Source organism: Psychrobacter muriicola 2pS, assembly GCF_904846535.1.
In the GTDB taxonomy this organism is placed as follows: domain Bacteria; phylum Pseudomonadota; class Gammaproteobacteria; order Pseudomonadales; family Moraxellaceae; genus Psychrobacter; species Psychrobacter aquimaris.
In genome coordinates, this window is record NZ_CAJHBC010000004.1 from 194,520 (window position 1) to 209,236 (window position 14,717).

Below are 14,717 nucleotides of genomic sequence, written 5' to 3' on the forward strand. Positions count from 1 at the left end.
TAATATGTCAAATACTCAGCAGTCTTATTATCCAAAAGTGTCTTTGTCCAGTCAACAAGGCGCAGTATTGATCGTGGTATTACTGTTTTTAGTATTGATCATATTAGCGGGCGTTATCGCTGTTAAGCAAAGTACGACTGACCTGCGGCTAGCTACCAGTGATCAAATCAATACCTTGCTATTACAGTCAGCAGATAACGCCAATCAGAATATTGAACAAAGTATCAATGGCAGTAGTAGTGCCAGTATTTATGACGATATGCTGTCGCGTAGTGGCCCGTTTGGGCATTTCATCTTAGATACCAGTAGCACCAACCACGAATATATTTTTTGTTTCCGTCCTCGCAGTCGGTTTTTTGATATTAATAAGACAACCATTACCGTACCTGGTGGGGGTAATATACTAGGCGCTGGCAAAGGCTATTGTAACCCTGCTAAATCTGCCGATTATGTTAGCGAGCGTAATGCGAGCATGACCCAAGTAAATATATCACTGACACCACCAAGTGCTAGTAATGAAGCATTTGGTAGTTATACGATTGGTCAAGACAGTGGCACCATTTCTAGTCAAGCGTTTATGTTTGATATTAACAGCACTTCTGTACTACCTGCTTATGCTGATCCAAAGGTAGATGGTAAAGATTGTTTTGAGCAGACCAGTAAAGTCGATAGCGTTAGCAATAAAGACAACACTATTGGTGGTTGCATGATAAAAGCTGGTGTTCCCAGTAAAGTCTTGTATGAAAAGGCTAATGTAGAGAATAAATCAGAGCGTACACAGTGTGTTGACTTTGGTAAAGGCAGTGGTTTACGTTGTACGCTTCCTTCTACCTAATACTCGTAACTAACAACCATTTTATAGACAAAAAATCTGTGCAGCTGACCATCGAGATATGATTGACATGGGGTTAGCAAATTGAATTGACACATATAAGGAATAGGTCATGCAACATGTATATAGCAAAAGGTCTAACCGACAGTCATGGCCTATCAAAGCTCTAGCGGTAGCAGTAGTCATAGGACTGACTGGTACGATGACCCAAGCCGCTACTGTCAATAGAAAGCCGATAGGTGACTTGGAGATTTATGCACCAGCCAAACCAGGTACCGCGACCATTTTTATGATGTTGGATACCTCAGGTAGTATGGGTGATAGTTTCATAGAAGACGATTATGGAAGCTCGTATCGAAATTGTCGTACCAGTTCCGTGAGTTCAGAAAAAATCAATGCGGTTATCTATAAGCGTAAGCTTGATCCATCTGCTGAAGACGGATTACTTCGAGATGTAGATGGTAATACGGTCAAAGACTTCCAAAATAAATACGCGACTATCAGTTTCACGCCTAGTGGCTGTACTCCTTCTCGTAATCCGACAAGGTATTCTAGATTGGTGCGTCTACAAATAGCCCTTATTGAATTGTTAGCAGATGATGTTTATAAATCAGATAATAGCTTAAAAGACACTGGTTCATTAGCAGACGACTATGAAATAGGCTTAGGTAACTATAGTTATAAAGGGGATGGACGCTCAGGCGTGGTTGTTGTACCAACTAAAGCACTGACAGCTGAACAACGTGCCAAATTAATTGAAGCTACGAAAGATTTACAGGCAACTGGTGGCACACCAACCTCGCACGCTCTAGCAGAATCTGGTGCTTATATGATGGGTACAGTGACAGCACCTGCCATAAAAGTAGTTGGAGAAAGAAGGTCTAGTGGTTGGTTTAGTTATGATTATCGCCAATGTATTTCAAACCGTACGTCTTTTTCCTTTGACAGTAACATAGGTAGTAGTGTGTATGCTTGCGCAAATTGGAGCGGTTGGTTTAATTCAAGCTCAGTCATTCCAAGCTATGATACGCTCCGTAATAATATTTACTATTCAGGAGGTAGTCCAGATAGTGGCTTTGTTAATTCAGTAGAGACAGCCAAAAAACAAGATGAGAATAGTTATATATCCCCTTTAAATCCAAAAGAATGTAGTGGAAATGGTATCTATCTATTAACAGATGGTGAGCCGAATGGTAGTAGTAACAGTAGGTCGAAAACATTAATGAATACCTCATTATTAGGTGCTACATCACCATTGTCAGTTAGTAGTTGCAACGGTCTATCTGGTGGCAGCAGCGACGGTGCTTGGGGATGTATGGCTGATTATGCAGAAATATTACGTAACCCAGCCAATAACCCTCTTGGGTTGCCGATAAAAACGGCCACTGTCGGTTTTGGTAAAGCCTTTGATGGACTGACCGGCAAACGCTCTATCGTTATCGATGGAAAAACGAAAGAAGTGACAGACTGTGATAGTGGTAAAAATGTAAACGCAAATACCAAGAATTTATGTAAGCTTGGTGAGCGTAAAGGTGACAATGAAGTCAAAACCTTTGGTGATGGCGGTTTTTATTATACCGAAGAGTCAGCAGATATTGCTGCCAGTATTGTTGATTTTGCCTCAGGCTTGGTACAGATAATTAATACGGCACCTTCAGGTACTATTACTATTCCAGAGGATCCTTATCGCGCTGCAAACCAGCTACCCTATGCCTATCTACCGATGCTCGATCCTAGTATTGCTTCAGCAGCCAGTATTTGGAGAGGCAACCTCAAGAAGTATGAGCTAAATAAAGGCACGCTATTCGGTAATAGCAGCAAACTGCTGTACAAAGATGTCGCAGGTAACCTCGATGAAAAAACTCAAGATCTATGGCAAACTGCTGATTTCAAAGTAGAAGGCAGTATAGCCAACAATAATATTACCGCTGGTGGTGTTTATGCGCAATTGCGTACACCAAGCTCAAGCCTTGGTAGTGTTCGTAGCCTTTATGTTGAGGACTATACTTCGAGCGGTAATACCACACCGATTTTACGTAAATTGAGTGTGGATAGTAGCGGTAAGCCACAAGGGTTTGACAAGCTAATAGATACAGTAGCGTACAGTCAGCTGAATCAACGTCGCTTACTGAGCTTTTTAGGTTTTACCAGTGTATTGACCAACGATGGACAGCCCACTTCCCAAACAGAGGTAAAAAAATTAGTACTGACTCGTCCAACGAATGAAACCAAAATTTTGGGCGGTGTGGTACATTCTAAGCCTGAAGCGATCTCTTATAGCGCTACTTTAGATGATAATGGGCGTATCACTGATACCCGTGATGACTATGTTTTATTTGGTTCTATGGATGGTGCCTTGCATTTGGTGGATGCTGATGATGGCAAAGAAGAAGTGGCTATCATCCCGAGGTCTATGTTGATTGCACAACCAGAAGCGTTAGTAGATGGTTCGATTAGAGATCGAGTGGGCGAACCTTACTTTGGCGTTGATGCACCGTGGTTGGTGACAACGGATTACAACTTTGATTTGCCTGGAAAGCAGGTAAGAGTAGAAGAGGTAGCAGGTGAGAAAGGTATGTTTGCCTATGGCGGTCTCAGAATGGGCGGTGAGGCTTTTTACGGGATGAATATTAGTAAAAAATCTGAACCAGAAATGCTGTTTACTATTACTAAAGCAGGACTGAGTTCAACCACGGCTGCTAAATCTAACACTGTCGGTTTTGAGCGTTTAGGTCAAATTTGGAACAAACCAACATCAGCCAAAATTCGTATGAGTAAGGATGCTGACCCTATCAATGTATTAGTGTTTGGTGGTGGTTATGATATGAAATACGAAGACGATAGCTATGTACCAACAGCTAGTGCGCCTGCGAAAGGTAATGCTATCTATATGATTAACGCCCAAACAGGTGAGCTGATATGGTCGACCAGTGGTGAGTCAGGCGGTACAAAGAATATCAAAACAGATAAGATGATCAATAGTATGGTCGGTGGTATCACCGTGCTTGATAGAGACAATGATGGTCTTATGGATCATTTATATGCAGCCGACTTAGGCGGACAAGTATTCCGTGCTGATTTTGAGAATGCCCGTCCTGAAAAATATGGTTTTACTGAAGTGGCTAGTTTCTCAAATAAGCGCATTACACGAGTGCTTAATGCCGCGCCTAGCACTGAAGCATTTAAAAAATATGCGTATCGTTTCTATGATCGCCCCATCGTTAGTTTTTATCGTAATGAAGGCATTAGTGGGCAAACCATTGCTAATAACGGCAAGCTCTTTGCGTTAGTCAACGTTATCTCAGGTAATCGTAGTGCACCTTTATCTACTTTGCGTAACAATAATGACTACGCCAATCGTGTCTACGGCATCATTGACACTGATATTACCAACGCTGATTTATACAAAAGTGGATTTACGCCTGTGACGCAAAATCTAACAGAAGGTGAACTGGTTAACTTAGCGACTACCCTTGGCGCTTCTCCTTCTGAAGCACAGAAAAATGCTGCCAAGGTAAATATGATCAAAGGAAGTAAACAGGGTTGGTATTATCCGTTGACGAGATTCGATGGATACAACAACGTTAGGCATAATAAAGGCGTTGGTGATAGTGCAGTCATTAACAACTTGCTATATACCACGGTTTATAATCCAGATAAGCAATACGGTACAGTGGCTAGTTGTGCAGCTAAGATATCGGGTGGCTCAGAGCGTCAGTTATACTGCCTACCTTATGGTGTTTGTATGGATAGCACTTCAGTATCAGGAACGGGTGGCTATATACCTGCTGGTCAGGGTATTCAGGAATTGACCCTTGGCGCATACGACAAGGACAATACAGACGTCAAAATATTGATAGGTACAACGACCATTACTGATCGTATAGAAGCAGCTAATCGTGCAGGATACGGTTTGGATGGTATAAAAAACGATAGCAATATCAAAGATCTGTATCCAGGAGAGACGAGTCGTCCTACACAGGCAACAGGTGATGGCACGGCTGCTGAGTTTTTATTCAATGAGCGCTATACTCTACAACCGCGAGCCTGGTATGAAAGAAAGTAACAGCGTTAGTAGTGTAGCGATAAATGTATACATAAGCTTGCCAAGTAATACCCTTAGAGTCATTAAAAGTAAATGACTCTACTCGCACTCATAACAGGACACCGCGTATGACCAAGTCGCCCATCAATAAGACAGTAAGTACGGCAGCGCATGGCGGTGTGCGAGGCTTTACGCTTATAGAGCTGATGATTGTCATTTTTATTATCAGTATACTGGCTGCCATCGCTGTTCCAAGCTATCGTCAATATGCCATCTTGAATGCTGAGCGTGATGTGCAAGCAAAAATGTTGCAGACACAGATAGAGCTTGAGCGCTGGCGTTCGAGAGCGTTGAGCTACCAAGGTTTTAGACCACAAGTCATTAGTAATAATACAGCGGCTTATCGCTATGATGAAAATGATAATAAGACTATCTATGTACCAGACGGTAGTGATGCAAGCAATTATCGCTATAAAATTTCGCTGGTTGACGGTGGTGACACGAGTAAATCTCTTGTGACAACTAGCTCAGCTGGTAGTGTGGATAGCATTACTGGTCGCCGATGGAAAATGTTAGCCACACCGAATAGTTCGGGCGTTACAAAAGGCGCCAATTATATCGTATTGACCAGTACAGGTCTGCATTGTCAAAATATCAGTAGTATTGATATTGCAGCGACTGACTGTGGTGCTGGACAGGAGACGTGGTAATGCTAGCAAATTTTAATAAATGTCATCCATTATGGAAAAGTAAACTAATGCATCAGCGTGGCTTTACGTTGGTAGAAGTCATGATTGTGGTTGCTATCATCGGTGTATTGGCGGCAATTGCCTATCCTAGATATCAGCAATACGTTATCAAAACTAAACGTACTGACATGATGAGTGAAATGCACAATATTGCATCACAGATTCAAAGTCGTAAATTAGTACAAGGTAGCTACAGCAATGCTTTAGTGACGGGACTGGGTGGTGATTATCCCAAGCAAGGCAATGCGCTCTATACCATCAGCTTTACCCCCAATCCGCTCACTTCCGAGTGGCGCATCATTGCCACGCCAAAATCGGGCAGTCAAATGTCTAATGATGGAACGCTCAGTCTCAATTATCAAAATAATAAGTGTCGAGGCAGCGTCTGTGGGACTGGAGATGATTGGAATGACTAGAAAAATATCTCTATATCTAAATAAAGCTGACAAAAATTGTCAATAAGACTTACCTTTCACTACCTATAATAGGTAAACTGACAATTTTCAGTAGCTTAAGCGTAACATTAACTGTCAGTTACTATTAGAGTCATCATTTGTTATGCAAAAATAGTAATAATAATCGAGTACTTAGCACGCATGTACATTATAGCCATTAGTTTTGGCACGTTATATGCAACATCTATTATAAGAGAAACAAACATATTATATTACTAAAGATAAAATGCGCCTGTATCAACAACAGCCACTTATCTTTATATACCCTAAAGGAGTTCATATGAACACTGCTCAAAAAGGTTTTACCTTAATCGAACTAATGATCGTTGTTGCTATTATCGGTATCTTGGCTGCGATCGCAATTCCTCAGTATCAGAACTATATCGCTAAGTCACAAGTATCACGTGTGGTTGCTGAAACTGGCGCACTTAAAACTGCTTATGAAACTTGCTTGAATGATGGCAAAGTGGCGGCTGGCGCTTGTGACCTTGGCTTCACTGGTTCAAATCTTTTTGATCTATCTGAACCTGCGGTTACAGCTGCAGATACACCGGTTACAGATGCAGTAACCAACGCTACTATACTTTCGTCCACAGGTACGATTGAAGGTACGTTTGCTGGTTCAGCATCTGCAGCATTAACAGATACACCGACTACAGTTGTTTGGTCACGTAGTGATTTGGGTACTTGGACTTGTGCATTCGATGGTGATGATAAATATGCAGCAGCAGGTTGCCCATAATATTTAGTTACTTGTTGTTTGAAGCTTGTATAGTTTAGACAGTTATAAAAAAGCCAAGCATATTGCTTGGCTTTTTTGTGTCTGCTATTTATTATTATATAGATGTCATTAATGGCATACGCTGTGCACCATAGAGAGTATCCTTATTCACTGTGATATCAACGCCATGACTACCGATAAATGCCTAAAAAAGACTCAAAATCGTCACTCCCTGACCCAAACAGGTTTTACTTTGATTGAGCTAATGATCGTTGTCGCTATCATAGGTATATTAGCAGCGATTGCCATCCCGCAGTATCAGATTTATATTGGTAAGACTCAAGCGACTAGACTGGTCAATGAGCTAGGACAATTGCGTCTGACGGTAGAAGAATGTGTACAGACAGGTAGAACAGTAATTGGCTTAGGTACGGACGATTGTGATCCACGCGCGTCAGGCTCGAACCTGATCATAGGCAGCTCACAAGTGGGTGTGGTATTACCCAATAATATGGGTGTAGCACAGCTGAGTAATCCGCTGACACCGACTTCTAGTATAATTGCCACGGTATCGACACAAGTGAACCCCAGACTGGCAGGTAAAAAAATAAAATGGCTACGTACCAGTGCAGGCTCGTGGAGCTGTAGTAGTAATATAGAGGTTCTTTATTTGCCTAACTCATGTAATTATGATGCGAGCTTATAGAACTGTTTCTGTTCAATAAAAAACCACCTAGCAGCCCTTTTTAATTAATGGCTATTAGGTGGTTTTTTATTATCTCAATACCTTGAGTGGTTGTTAAGTCTTAGCTACTTCTCTAAATACTGAATCTTACCTTCCACTCCATCCCACTTAGCCGCTTCTGGCATTTGCTCTTTCATTTCGGTGATGTTTGGCCATTTTTGTGCCAGCTCTTCGTTTAGCTGAGTAAACATCTCTTGCCCTTTTGGCACTTCATCTTCTGAGAAGATCGCATTGGCAGGGCATTCAGGCTCGCATAGCGCGCAGTCGATGCACTCGTCAGGATCGATGACGAGGAAGTTCGGGCCTTCATAAAAGCAGTCCACAGGACAGACTTCCACACAGTCGGTGTATTTGCAAAGAATGCAGTTATCTGTAACGACAAAGGTCATAGTGAGGTCTACCTGTTATTGGATTGGCTGATATAGTCGATCCCTTTTAAAAGAGTTACTGTGCTCACCGTGCTTGACGTATTATTGATACATCTGCACTTGGTTGCCTTGATCTTCTTTTAAATTGAATCAACTATAAGGGCTACATAGAATAGTTGGAAAATAAGGCATATTTTAACGCCTTTATGGCTAATTGACAATTCCCTTTAGTGACTAATGATTTTCTTCAAATGATAGAGTAAATCATGCGCTTGTTTTGGCGTTAGGTTGTCAGGGTTTATTGCGTTTAGCTCATCCTGTAAGCTAAACAGCTGATTTTGCTGTGGAATATCAGTCATTATTTGAGATTGATTGGTACGGCTTATATGAGCTTTCTCTGTTTCAGGACCATTAATAGGATCGCATTTATCATTTACTGACTTAGTTAATTCATTTTTGTCATCAAGAGTTCTCACGTTTTCTATTTTAATAGGGTCTAATTTTAAGTTATCGGCTAAGTAACGCTTGGCATCATCAAGTACTTGGGTAGGAATCCCTGCCATTTTTGCCACATGCAGACCAAAACTAGAGCTTGCGGCACCGTCTTTGATTTGATGCAGTAGTAGCAGTTGACCATCGATTTCACTAGCGGCGACATGGACGTTGCGGATGAGTTTGTCATTGCTTCCACTACTTTCTTTATAGCTTTCCGCTAATTCTGTCAGCTCAAAGTAGTGAGTGGCAAATAATGTCAGGCAGCCAATCTCTAGCAGCCGATTGACGCAAGCATGAGCAATGGCCAAACCATCAGTGGTCGCTGTGCCGCGTCCGACTTCATCCATCAGTACCAACGATTTATTGGTTGCTTGATTGAGAATATTGGCAGTTTCAATCATTTCCACCATAAAGGTCGATTTGCCGCCCGCCAAATCATCAGCCGAGCCAATACGGGTAAAGATACGGTCGATATCACCAATATGCGCACGCGCTGCTGGCACAAAGCTACCGCAATGGGCGAGTAGAACAATCAGCGCGGTTTGACGCATATAGGTTGATTTACCACCCATATTAGGGCCGGTAATCATCAGCAGTCTTTCAAAGTGTTCATCACTGCCTAGTGCACAATCATTAGCGACAAAATGGCTGCTATGCTTGGCAGGAGTATTGCTGTTAGCATGAACAGGGTGTAGTGCGGCTTCGACAACGACATGGCGACCTGCTTTGATATCGATACTGGTTTGACTGTTATTATTCAAGCCATTTTTTGAGTGACTGTTTTCTAAGCCCCTATCTAAGTCACTATTATCTTTTGAGTCATTACTCATGACTGGGCGCTGCCAGTTATAAGTAGTCGCAAGCTTCGCCCAATTACTGAGCACATCTATTTGGGCGATAGCAGCGCTTAGTTGTTGTAACTCCGCTAAATGGCTACTAAGTTCAGTTAAGAGTTCGTGATACAGTTGTTTTTCACGAGTCAATGCTAAGCTTTGCGCGCTTAGATATTCAGTTTCGACTGTTTTTAGCTCGTCAGTGATAAATCGCTCACTGCTTTTCAGCGTTTGCCGACGGATAAAATGTGCCGGTGCATTCTTTGCCTGCATCTTAGGCAGTTCAAAATAAAAGCCGCTAACCTTATTAAATCCCACTTTTAGACTGGGTAATTGGCTCTCTTGACGCGCGCGTTCTACCATCTCATCCAATGTCACTTGGATATTGTCATGTAGATGAGTCAGGCGATCAAACTCAGCATCAAAATCTGCGGCTAGCATGCCACCATCACGAATATGCGCGGGCGGTTCTGCGATAATGGCTCGTTCAATCAGCTCAGCCACTGTCTGTACGGCAGGTAACTGTGCAGGCAATTGCTGCATCAACATCGGTAACAGTCCTGCCTGCTCATGGCTAATACCTGCATTCGTCAGTAGAGTCGTAAGCTGGGCGCTACTAGCAATACCATCAGCAAGTTTACGCAGGTCACGAGGTTTAGCACTCATTAGTCCAATACGGCTACTAATACGTTCCATATCCCCGATGGCGTTTAAGGTTTCGCGCAAGCTGGTAACTAATGAGATATTTCCCGAGCTTTGCTCAGACTGTTTATCAGTATTTAACAAACTGGTTATCGCATTTAGGCGTAAATTAATGCGCGAATGCTGACGCAGTGGGCGTTTCATTTGCTGCACGAGTAGTCGCTTGCCCATTGGCGTTTGACAATGGTTAAGTACGGATATTAAGGAAGTACCGCTACTACTGACTGGACTAAATAGCTCAAGATTTTGCTGACTATTGGCATCAATAATTAAATAATCGTCACTGTACTCAACAATAAGCTGATTAAGCTGTGGCACGTGCCGCTGCTGAGTTTGCCGCGCATAGTGTATTAGCGCCGCACAGCTAGATTGGGCAAGAAGTGCGTCATTGATTCCTAGTCCATCAAGGCGTTGCACGTCAAACTGCTGGCAAAGGGTTGCGCTAGCATGCTCACGGTGAAAGTCATTGGCCGCCACTTCGATAATAGGACAGTCGAGATTTTGACGTAGCCACAGCGTCCAATCTTCGCCGATACTACGGTCGTTAAGTGCTTCGCTAATAATACATTCGCTGGGCGCAAAGCGTGCCAGTACCGTGAGCATTTGGGCTTGCAAACTTTCAATATCATCATGGCTGTTATTATAGCTGACACTTAGTGTTTGCGTCGTTAGTGTTCCAGCAGCTAAATCCATTTGGCTAATGGCAGCTTGTACAGGTTGTTTGCTGTTCGATTTAGGTATCGCGATATCAATGGCGACCACAGTTGGTGTATGATTTGGCGCAATTAAAGCATCATCAGTAATCGTCCCTGCGGTCAGGGTTTTAACCACTTCACGGCGCATAATACTGCCAGCAGAAGATTTGCTTTTATCTTTTTTCTGCTTATCGCCCATCGTCGGAGCATTGGACAGATTACTTGTATTGCTAGTGGCTGATTCGTCGATTTGCTCACACACAACGACAGTTTGCCCAGCAGCTATCAACCTTGCCATGTAGCTATCGGCCGCATGAAAAGGAACACCTGCCATGGCAATGGTGTTGCCTGCTTTATCCGTACCACGGCGAGTCAAGGTGATGTCTAATATTTGTGCCGCGCGCTTGGCATCATCAAAAAATAACTCATAAAAATCACCCATGCGGTACAGCAGTAGCGCTTGTGGATAGTTGGCTTTCATGGTTAGATATTGCACCATCATTGGCGTATGGTCTGCCAAGTGATAAACGACATCGCCTACCATCAACTGATCGGAGGTCAAAGGTGCAGCGGTCTGTTGTTTTGATATTGCGTACTTTGACGGAGTAGGTTTTGCGGCGTTAAGGTTTTGAGCGGATGGTTTAGCGGTCATGCAGAGTCTCTTATAATGCTTAAATGAGTTTTTTAGTAAGCTGGCGTTAAATGAACAACGGTATATACATATCAGCGCAAAAAAATAGATGAGAAAAACACTCGCTTATGAGTGGGTGATTTATGGAATTCTGGTTGATTTTTACCAAAATAGCTTTATTAAAGGGTCATCATAGCGCGCAAATTTAGCAGTCAAAAAACTAAGAAGTGTGAAAGTGTCAGTGTCATTTTAGCACGTCCTGCTGTGCTTTTACGTCGGTAAATATCTACTCGCTGCCCTTGTATCCATCGGCGTCATAACCATATATAATGACGTCACACTTAATTGGGCGATACTTCATTAGGCGACACTTCATTAGGCAGTACCTTATTAATCAGTGTTTTGTTAAGAGGTGCTTTGTTAACAAAAGGTACTGAGTCAGATGATGACTGTAATGACAAGGCGGCAGCGGGCTAAGCCTTGGCTAATGCGCACTAATTATCGAATATTTCCATAGGTCAAAAAATTATGTTATCAAAGATTATAGGCAGTGTGGTTGGCACTAAAAACGAGCGCGAATTAAAACGTATGCGCAAAGTGGTCAGCAAAATCAACGCACAAGAGGCTGCGGTACAGGCCCTATCTGATGAGCAATTACAACAAAAAACTGAAGAGTTTAAAGCACGCCACCAAAATGGTGAAAGCTTAGATGCATTACTACCAGAAGCGTTTGCAGTCTGCCGTGAAGCGTCATTACGCGTCAATGGTATGCGTCATTATGATGTGCAGCTGATCGGTGGTATCACCTTGCACGAAGGCAAAATCGCTGAGATGAAAACGGGTGAAGGTAAAACCCTAATGGGTACTTTGGCCATGTACCTCAATGCCATCAGTGGCAAAGGCGTCCATCTGGTTACAGTTAACGATTATTTGGCAGCGCGTGATGCTGAATTGAACCGTCCATTATTTGGCTTTTTGGGCATGACCGTTGGTGTTATTTATTCACAGCAGCCGCCACAAGAAAAAATCGACGCTTATCAAGCGGATATCACTTACGGTACCAATAACGAATACGGCTTTGATTATCTGCGCGATAATATGGTTTTTAGTTTAAAAGAGAAAAAGCAGCGCCCACTAAACTTCTGTATTATCGATGAAATTGACTCTATTTTAATCGACGAGGCTCGTACGCCGCTGATTATTTCAGGTCAAGCCGAAGATTCTTCACGTATGTACGCGCTGATTAATACCATTATCCCTGTGCTGATTCGCTCAAAAGATGAAGAAGCCAATAAGAATAACGAAGAAGAAGACTTCTGGATTGATGAAAAGAATCGCCAGATTGAGATTAGTGAAAAAGGCTATGAGAAAATTGAGCGCTTCTTAATCGAAGTTGGTGAGCTTGGCGAAAATGAAAGTTTATACAGTCCAAGCCGTTTGCCACTGCTCGCACACGTGCAAGCGGCCATTCGTGCCCATCATGTGTTTGTCAAAAACGTCCATTACATCGTCGATGATAGCGAAGTGGTCATCGTTGATGAAAATACGGGTCGTACCATGCCCGGCCGCCGCTGGTCAGAAGGGTTACATCAAGCGGTAGAAGCCAAGGAAAACGTCGAGATTCAAGCCGAGAACCAAACGCTGGCAACGACGACCTTCCAGAACTATTTCAGGCTCTATGAAAAGCTATCAGGAATGACGGGTACGGCTGATACTGAAGCGGCAGAATTTAAATCAACGTATGACTTAGACGTCATCGTCATTCCAACGCATGAGCCGATTGCGCGTATCGATATGGATGACCAGATTTTCTTAACCAAGCTTGGCAAATACAAAGGCATCATCCGCGAAATCAAAGAGATTCAAGCCAAAGGCGCGCCAGTATTGGTGGGTACAGCGACCATTGAAGCCAGTGAAGAGTTGTCTTATTTGCTGGATCAAGAAGGCGTGAAGCATAATGTGCTAAATGCCAAGCAGCATGAGCGTGAAGCTGAGATTATCGCACAGGCAGGTAGCCCAAAATCAGTCACTATCGCCACTAACATGGCAGGCCGTGGTACTGATATTATCCTTGGTGGTAACTGGCAATCGTTTATTGAAGATCCAGAATCCGTCAGTCCTGAAGAAATGCAGCGCCTAAAAGCGCAGTGGCAGGTTAAGCATGACCAAGTGGTAGCGGCTGGCGGTCTACACATTGTTGGCTCAGAGCGTCATGAATCGCGCCGTATTGATAACCAGTTGCGTGGTCGTGCTGGCCGTCAGGGTGACCCTGGGATGTCGCGTTTCTTTTTATCGCTTGAAGATGACTTGATGCGTATCTTTGCCGGTGACCGCGTTGTCAATATGATGCGTGCCATGGGTCTTAAAGAAGATGAAGCCATTGAGCATAAAATGGTCTCAAAATCGATTGAAAATGCCCAAGGTAAAGTAGAAAGCCGCGATTTTGATGCGCGTAAAAATCTGTTGAAATATGATGACGTCGCCAATGAGCAGCGTAAAGTGATCTATGGTCAGCGCGATGATTTGCTCGATGATATGGACTTATTAGCAGCCATCGAAGTGATGCATAACGAAGTCTATAACGCCATGATTAACCAGTTTATTCCGCCAGGTTCTATCGATGACCAATGGAATATTGATGGCTTAGAAGACGAGCTTGAAAATGAATTTAAGATTACCATGCCTATCAATGATTGGCTTGATGAAGATCGCCGCTTAGATGAAGAAGGCTTACGTGCCAAAATTATCCAAACAGCTATCGATCGCTATCACAGTCGCCGTGAGCAGATGGGTGAAAAAGATGCTGCTCAGCTTGAGCGTCACTTTATGCTGCAAAGTTTAGACAAGCATTGGAAAGAGCATTTGACCCAAATGGATCAGCTACGTAAAGGGATTCATCTGCGCGGTTATGCACAGAAAAACCCTGAGCAAGAGTATAAGCGTGAATCATTTGAGCTGTTCCAAATGATGCTTGGCGCAATTAAATCTGAGACAGTTCAAGATTTATCACGTGTGCATATTCCGACCAAAGAAGAGCTAGAAGCGCTAGAAATACAGCAGCGTGAGAATGCTGCTCATATGCAAATGCAGTTCGAGCATAATGATATTGATAATATGGATAGTGGTGCTGACAAAGCCGCCGCGCAAAATCGCAACCTTGCTGGTAGTGCTATGGTAGGTAGTGGCAGTAATGCCAATGAGGCAGACCCATACGCTGGTATGAATATCAGTCGTAACGCCCCATGCCCTTGTGGTTCAGGCCTTAAGTACAAGCAATGTCATGGTAAAATATAGCAGCCATAAGCGAATACAGAAAAGCCCTTATCTACTTTAGATAAGGGCTTTTCTGTATTTGCTCGCTTTCTTTTTCTCTCATTTATTTTGAACCGACTATATTATGTTTAGATAGTGAAGTTAACTTTTCACAAATGCATTGGCTATATTTT

Annotated in this window: 9 protein-coding genes; 7 read left to right on the forward strand and 2 right to left on the reverse strand. The window is 42.9% G+C overall.

All coding sequences use genetic code 11. The features are described 5' to 3' along the window. Positions 1–4: 4 nt before the first annotated feature. From JMX93_RS07745 to JMX93_RS07770, 6 genes are all read left to right on the forward strand, one after another. Positions 5–835, forward strand: coding sequence for a PilX N-terminal domain-containing pilus assembly protein (locus tag JMX93_RS07745; protein WP_499204376.1), 831 nt, complete (start codon positions 5–7; stop codon positions 833–835). 109 nt (positions 836–944) lie between these two features. Next, the gene (locus tag JMX93_RS07750; RefSeq protein ID WP_499204377.1) at positions 945–4,898 is read left to right on the forward strand and encodes a pilus assembly protein; all 3,954 of its coding nucleotides are present in this window, start codon (positions 945–947) and stop codon (positions 4,896–4,898) included. A gap of 107 nt (positions 4,899–5,005) precedes the next feature. Continuing rightward, entirely contained in the window at positions 5,006–5,587 is a 582-nt protein-coding gene (locus JMX93_RS07755; RefSeq protein WP_499204378.1) for a type IV pilin protein, read from the forward strand. Beyond that, complete coding sequence (locus JMX93_RS07760; protein ID WP_499204379.1) at positions 5,587–6,042, forward strand: type IV pilin protein; 456 nt, start codon at positions 5,587–5,589, stop codon at positions 6,040–6,042. Before JMX93_RS07755 ends, JMX93_RS07760 begins: the two co-directional genes overlap by 1 nt. A 319-nt stretch (positions 6,043–6,361) precedes the next feature. Then, positions 6,362–6,823, forward strand: a complete 462-nt coding sequence (locus JMX93_RS07765; protein ID WP_499204380.1) for a pilin — start codon at positions 6,362–6,364, stop codon at positions 6,821–6,823. Between the two features lie 166 nt (positions 6,824–6,989). Then, the gene (locus tag JMX93_RS07770; protein ID WP_499204381.1) at positions 6,990–7,508 is read left to right on the forward strand and encodes a pilin; all 519 of its coding nucleotides are present in this window, start codon (positions 6,990–6,992) and stop codon (positions 7,506–7,508) included. Between the two features lie 104 nt (positions 7,509–7,612). On the opposite strand, the gene fdxA is transcribed toward JMX93_RS07770, so the two are convergent. Both fdxA and mutS read right to left on the reverse strand, forming a co-directional pair. Continuing rightward, a complete protein-coding gene (fdxA, locus tag JMX93_RS07775; RefSeq protein ID WP_011279554.1) occupies positions 7,613–7,936 on the reverse strand; it encodes a ferredoxin FdxA in 324 nt (107 codons plus the stop codon). Between the two features lie 206 nt (positions 7,937–8,142). Beyond that, positions 8,143–11,292, reverse strand: coding sequence for a DNA mismatch repair protein MutS (gene mutS / locus JMX93_RS07780; RefSeq protein WP_499204382.1), 3,150 nt, complete (start codon positions 11,290–11,292; stop codon positions 8,143–8,145). Between the two features lie 507 nt (positions 11,293–11,799). Here mutS and secA point away from each other — a divergent pair. Further along, complete coding sequence (gene secA, locus JMX93_RS07785) at positions 11,800–14,565, forward strand: preprotein translocase subunit SecA (RefSeq protein WP_499204383.1); 2,766 nt, start codon at positions 11,800–11,802, stop codon at positions 14,563–14,565. Positions 14,566–14,717 lie beyond the last annotated feature (152 nt).

Excerpts from the sequence above, each read along its gene's own strand:
- JMX93_RS07745 (WP_499204376.1), top strand. The coding sequence starts at position 5 with ATGTCAAATACTCAGCAGTCTTATTATCCAAAAGTGTCTTTGTCCAGT.
- JMX93_RS07750 (WP_499204377.1), top strand. The coding sequence starts at position 945 with ATGCAACATGTATATAGCAAAAGGTCTAACCGACAGTCATGGCCTATC.
- JMX93_RS07755 (WP_499204378.1), top strand. The coding sequence starts at position 5,006 with ATGACCAAGTCGCCCATCAATAAGACAGTAAGTACGGCAGCGCATGGC.
- JMX93_RS07760 (WP_499204379.1), top strand. The coding sequence starts at position 5,587 with ATGCTAGCAAATTTTAATAAATGTCATCCATTATGGAAAAGTAAACTA.
- JMX93_RS07765 (WP_499204380.1), top strand. The coding sequence starts at position 6,362 with ATGAACACTGCTCAAAAAGGTTTTACCTTAATCGAACTAATGATCGTT.
- JMX93_RS07770 (WP_499204381.1), top strand. The coding sequence starts at position 6,990 with ATGACTACCGATAAATGCCTAAAAAAGACTCAAAATCGTCACTCCCTG.
- fdxA (WP_011279554.1), bottom strand. The coding sequence starts at position 7,936 with ATGACCTTTGTCGTTACAGATAACTGCATTCTTTGCAAATACACCGAC.
- mutS (WP_499204382.1), bottom strand. The coding sequence starts at position 11,292 with ATGACCGCTAAACCATCCGCTCAAAACCTTAACGCCGCAAAACCTACT.
- secA (WP_499204383.1), top strand. The coding sequence starts at position 11,800 with ATGTTATCAAAGATTATAGGCAGTGTGGTTGGCACTAAAAACGAGCGC.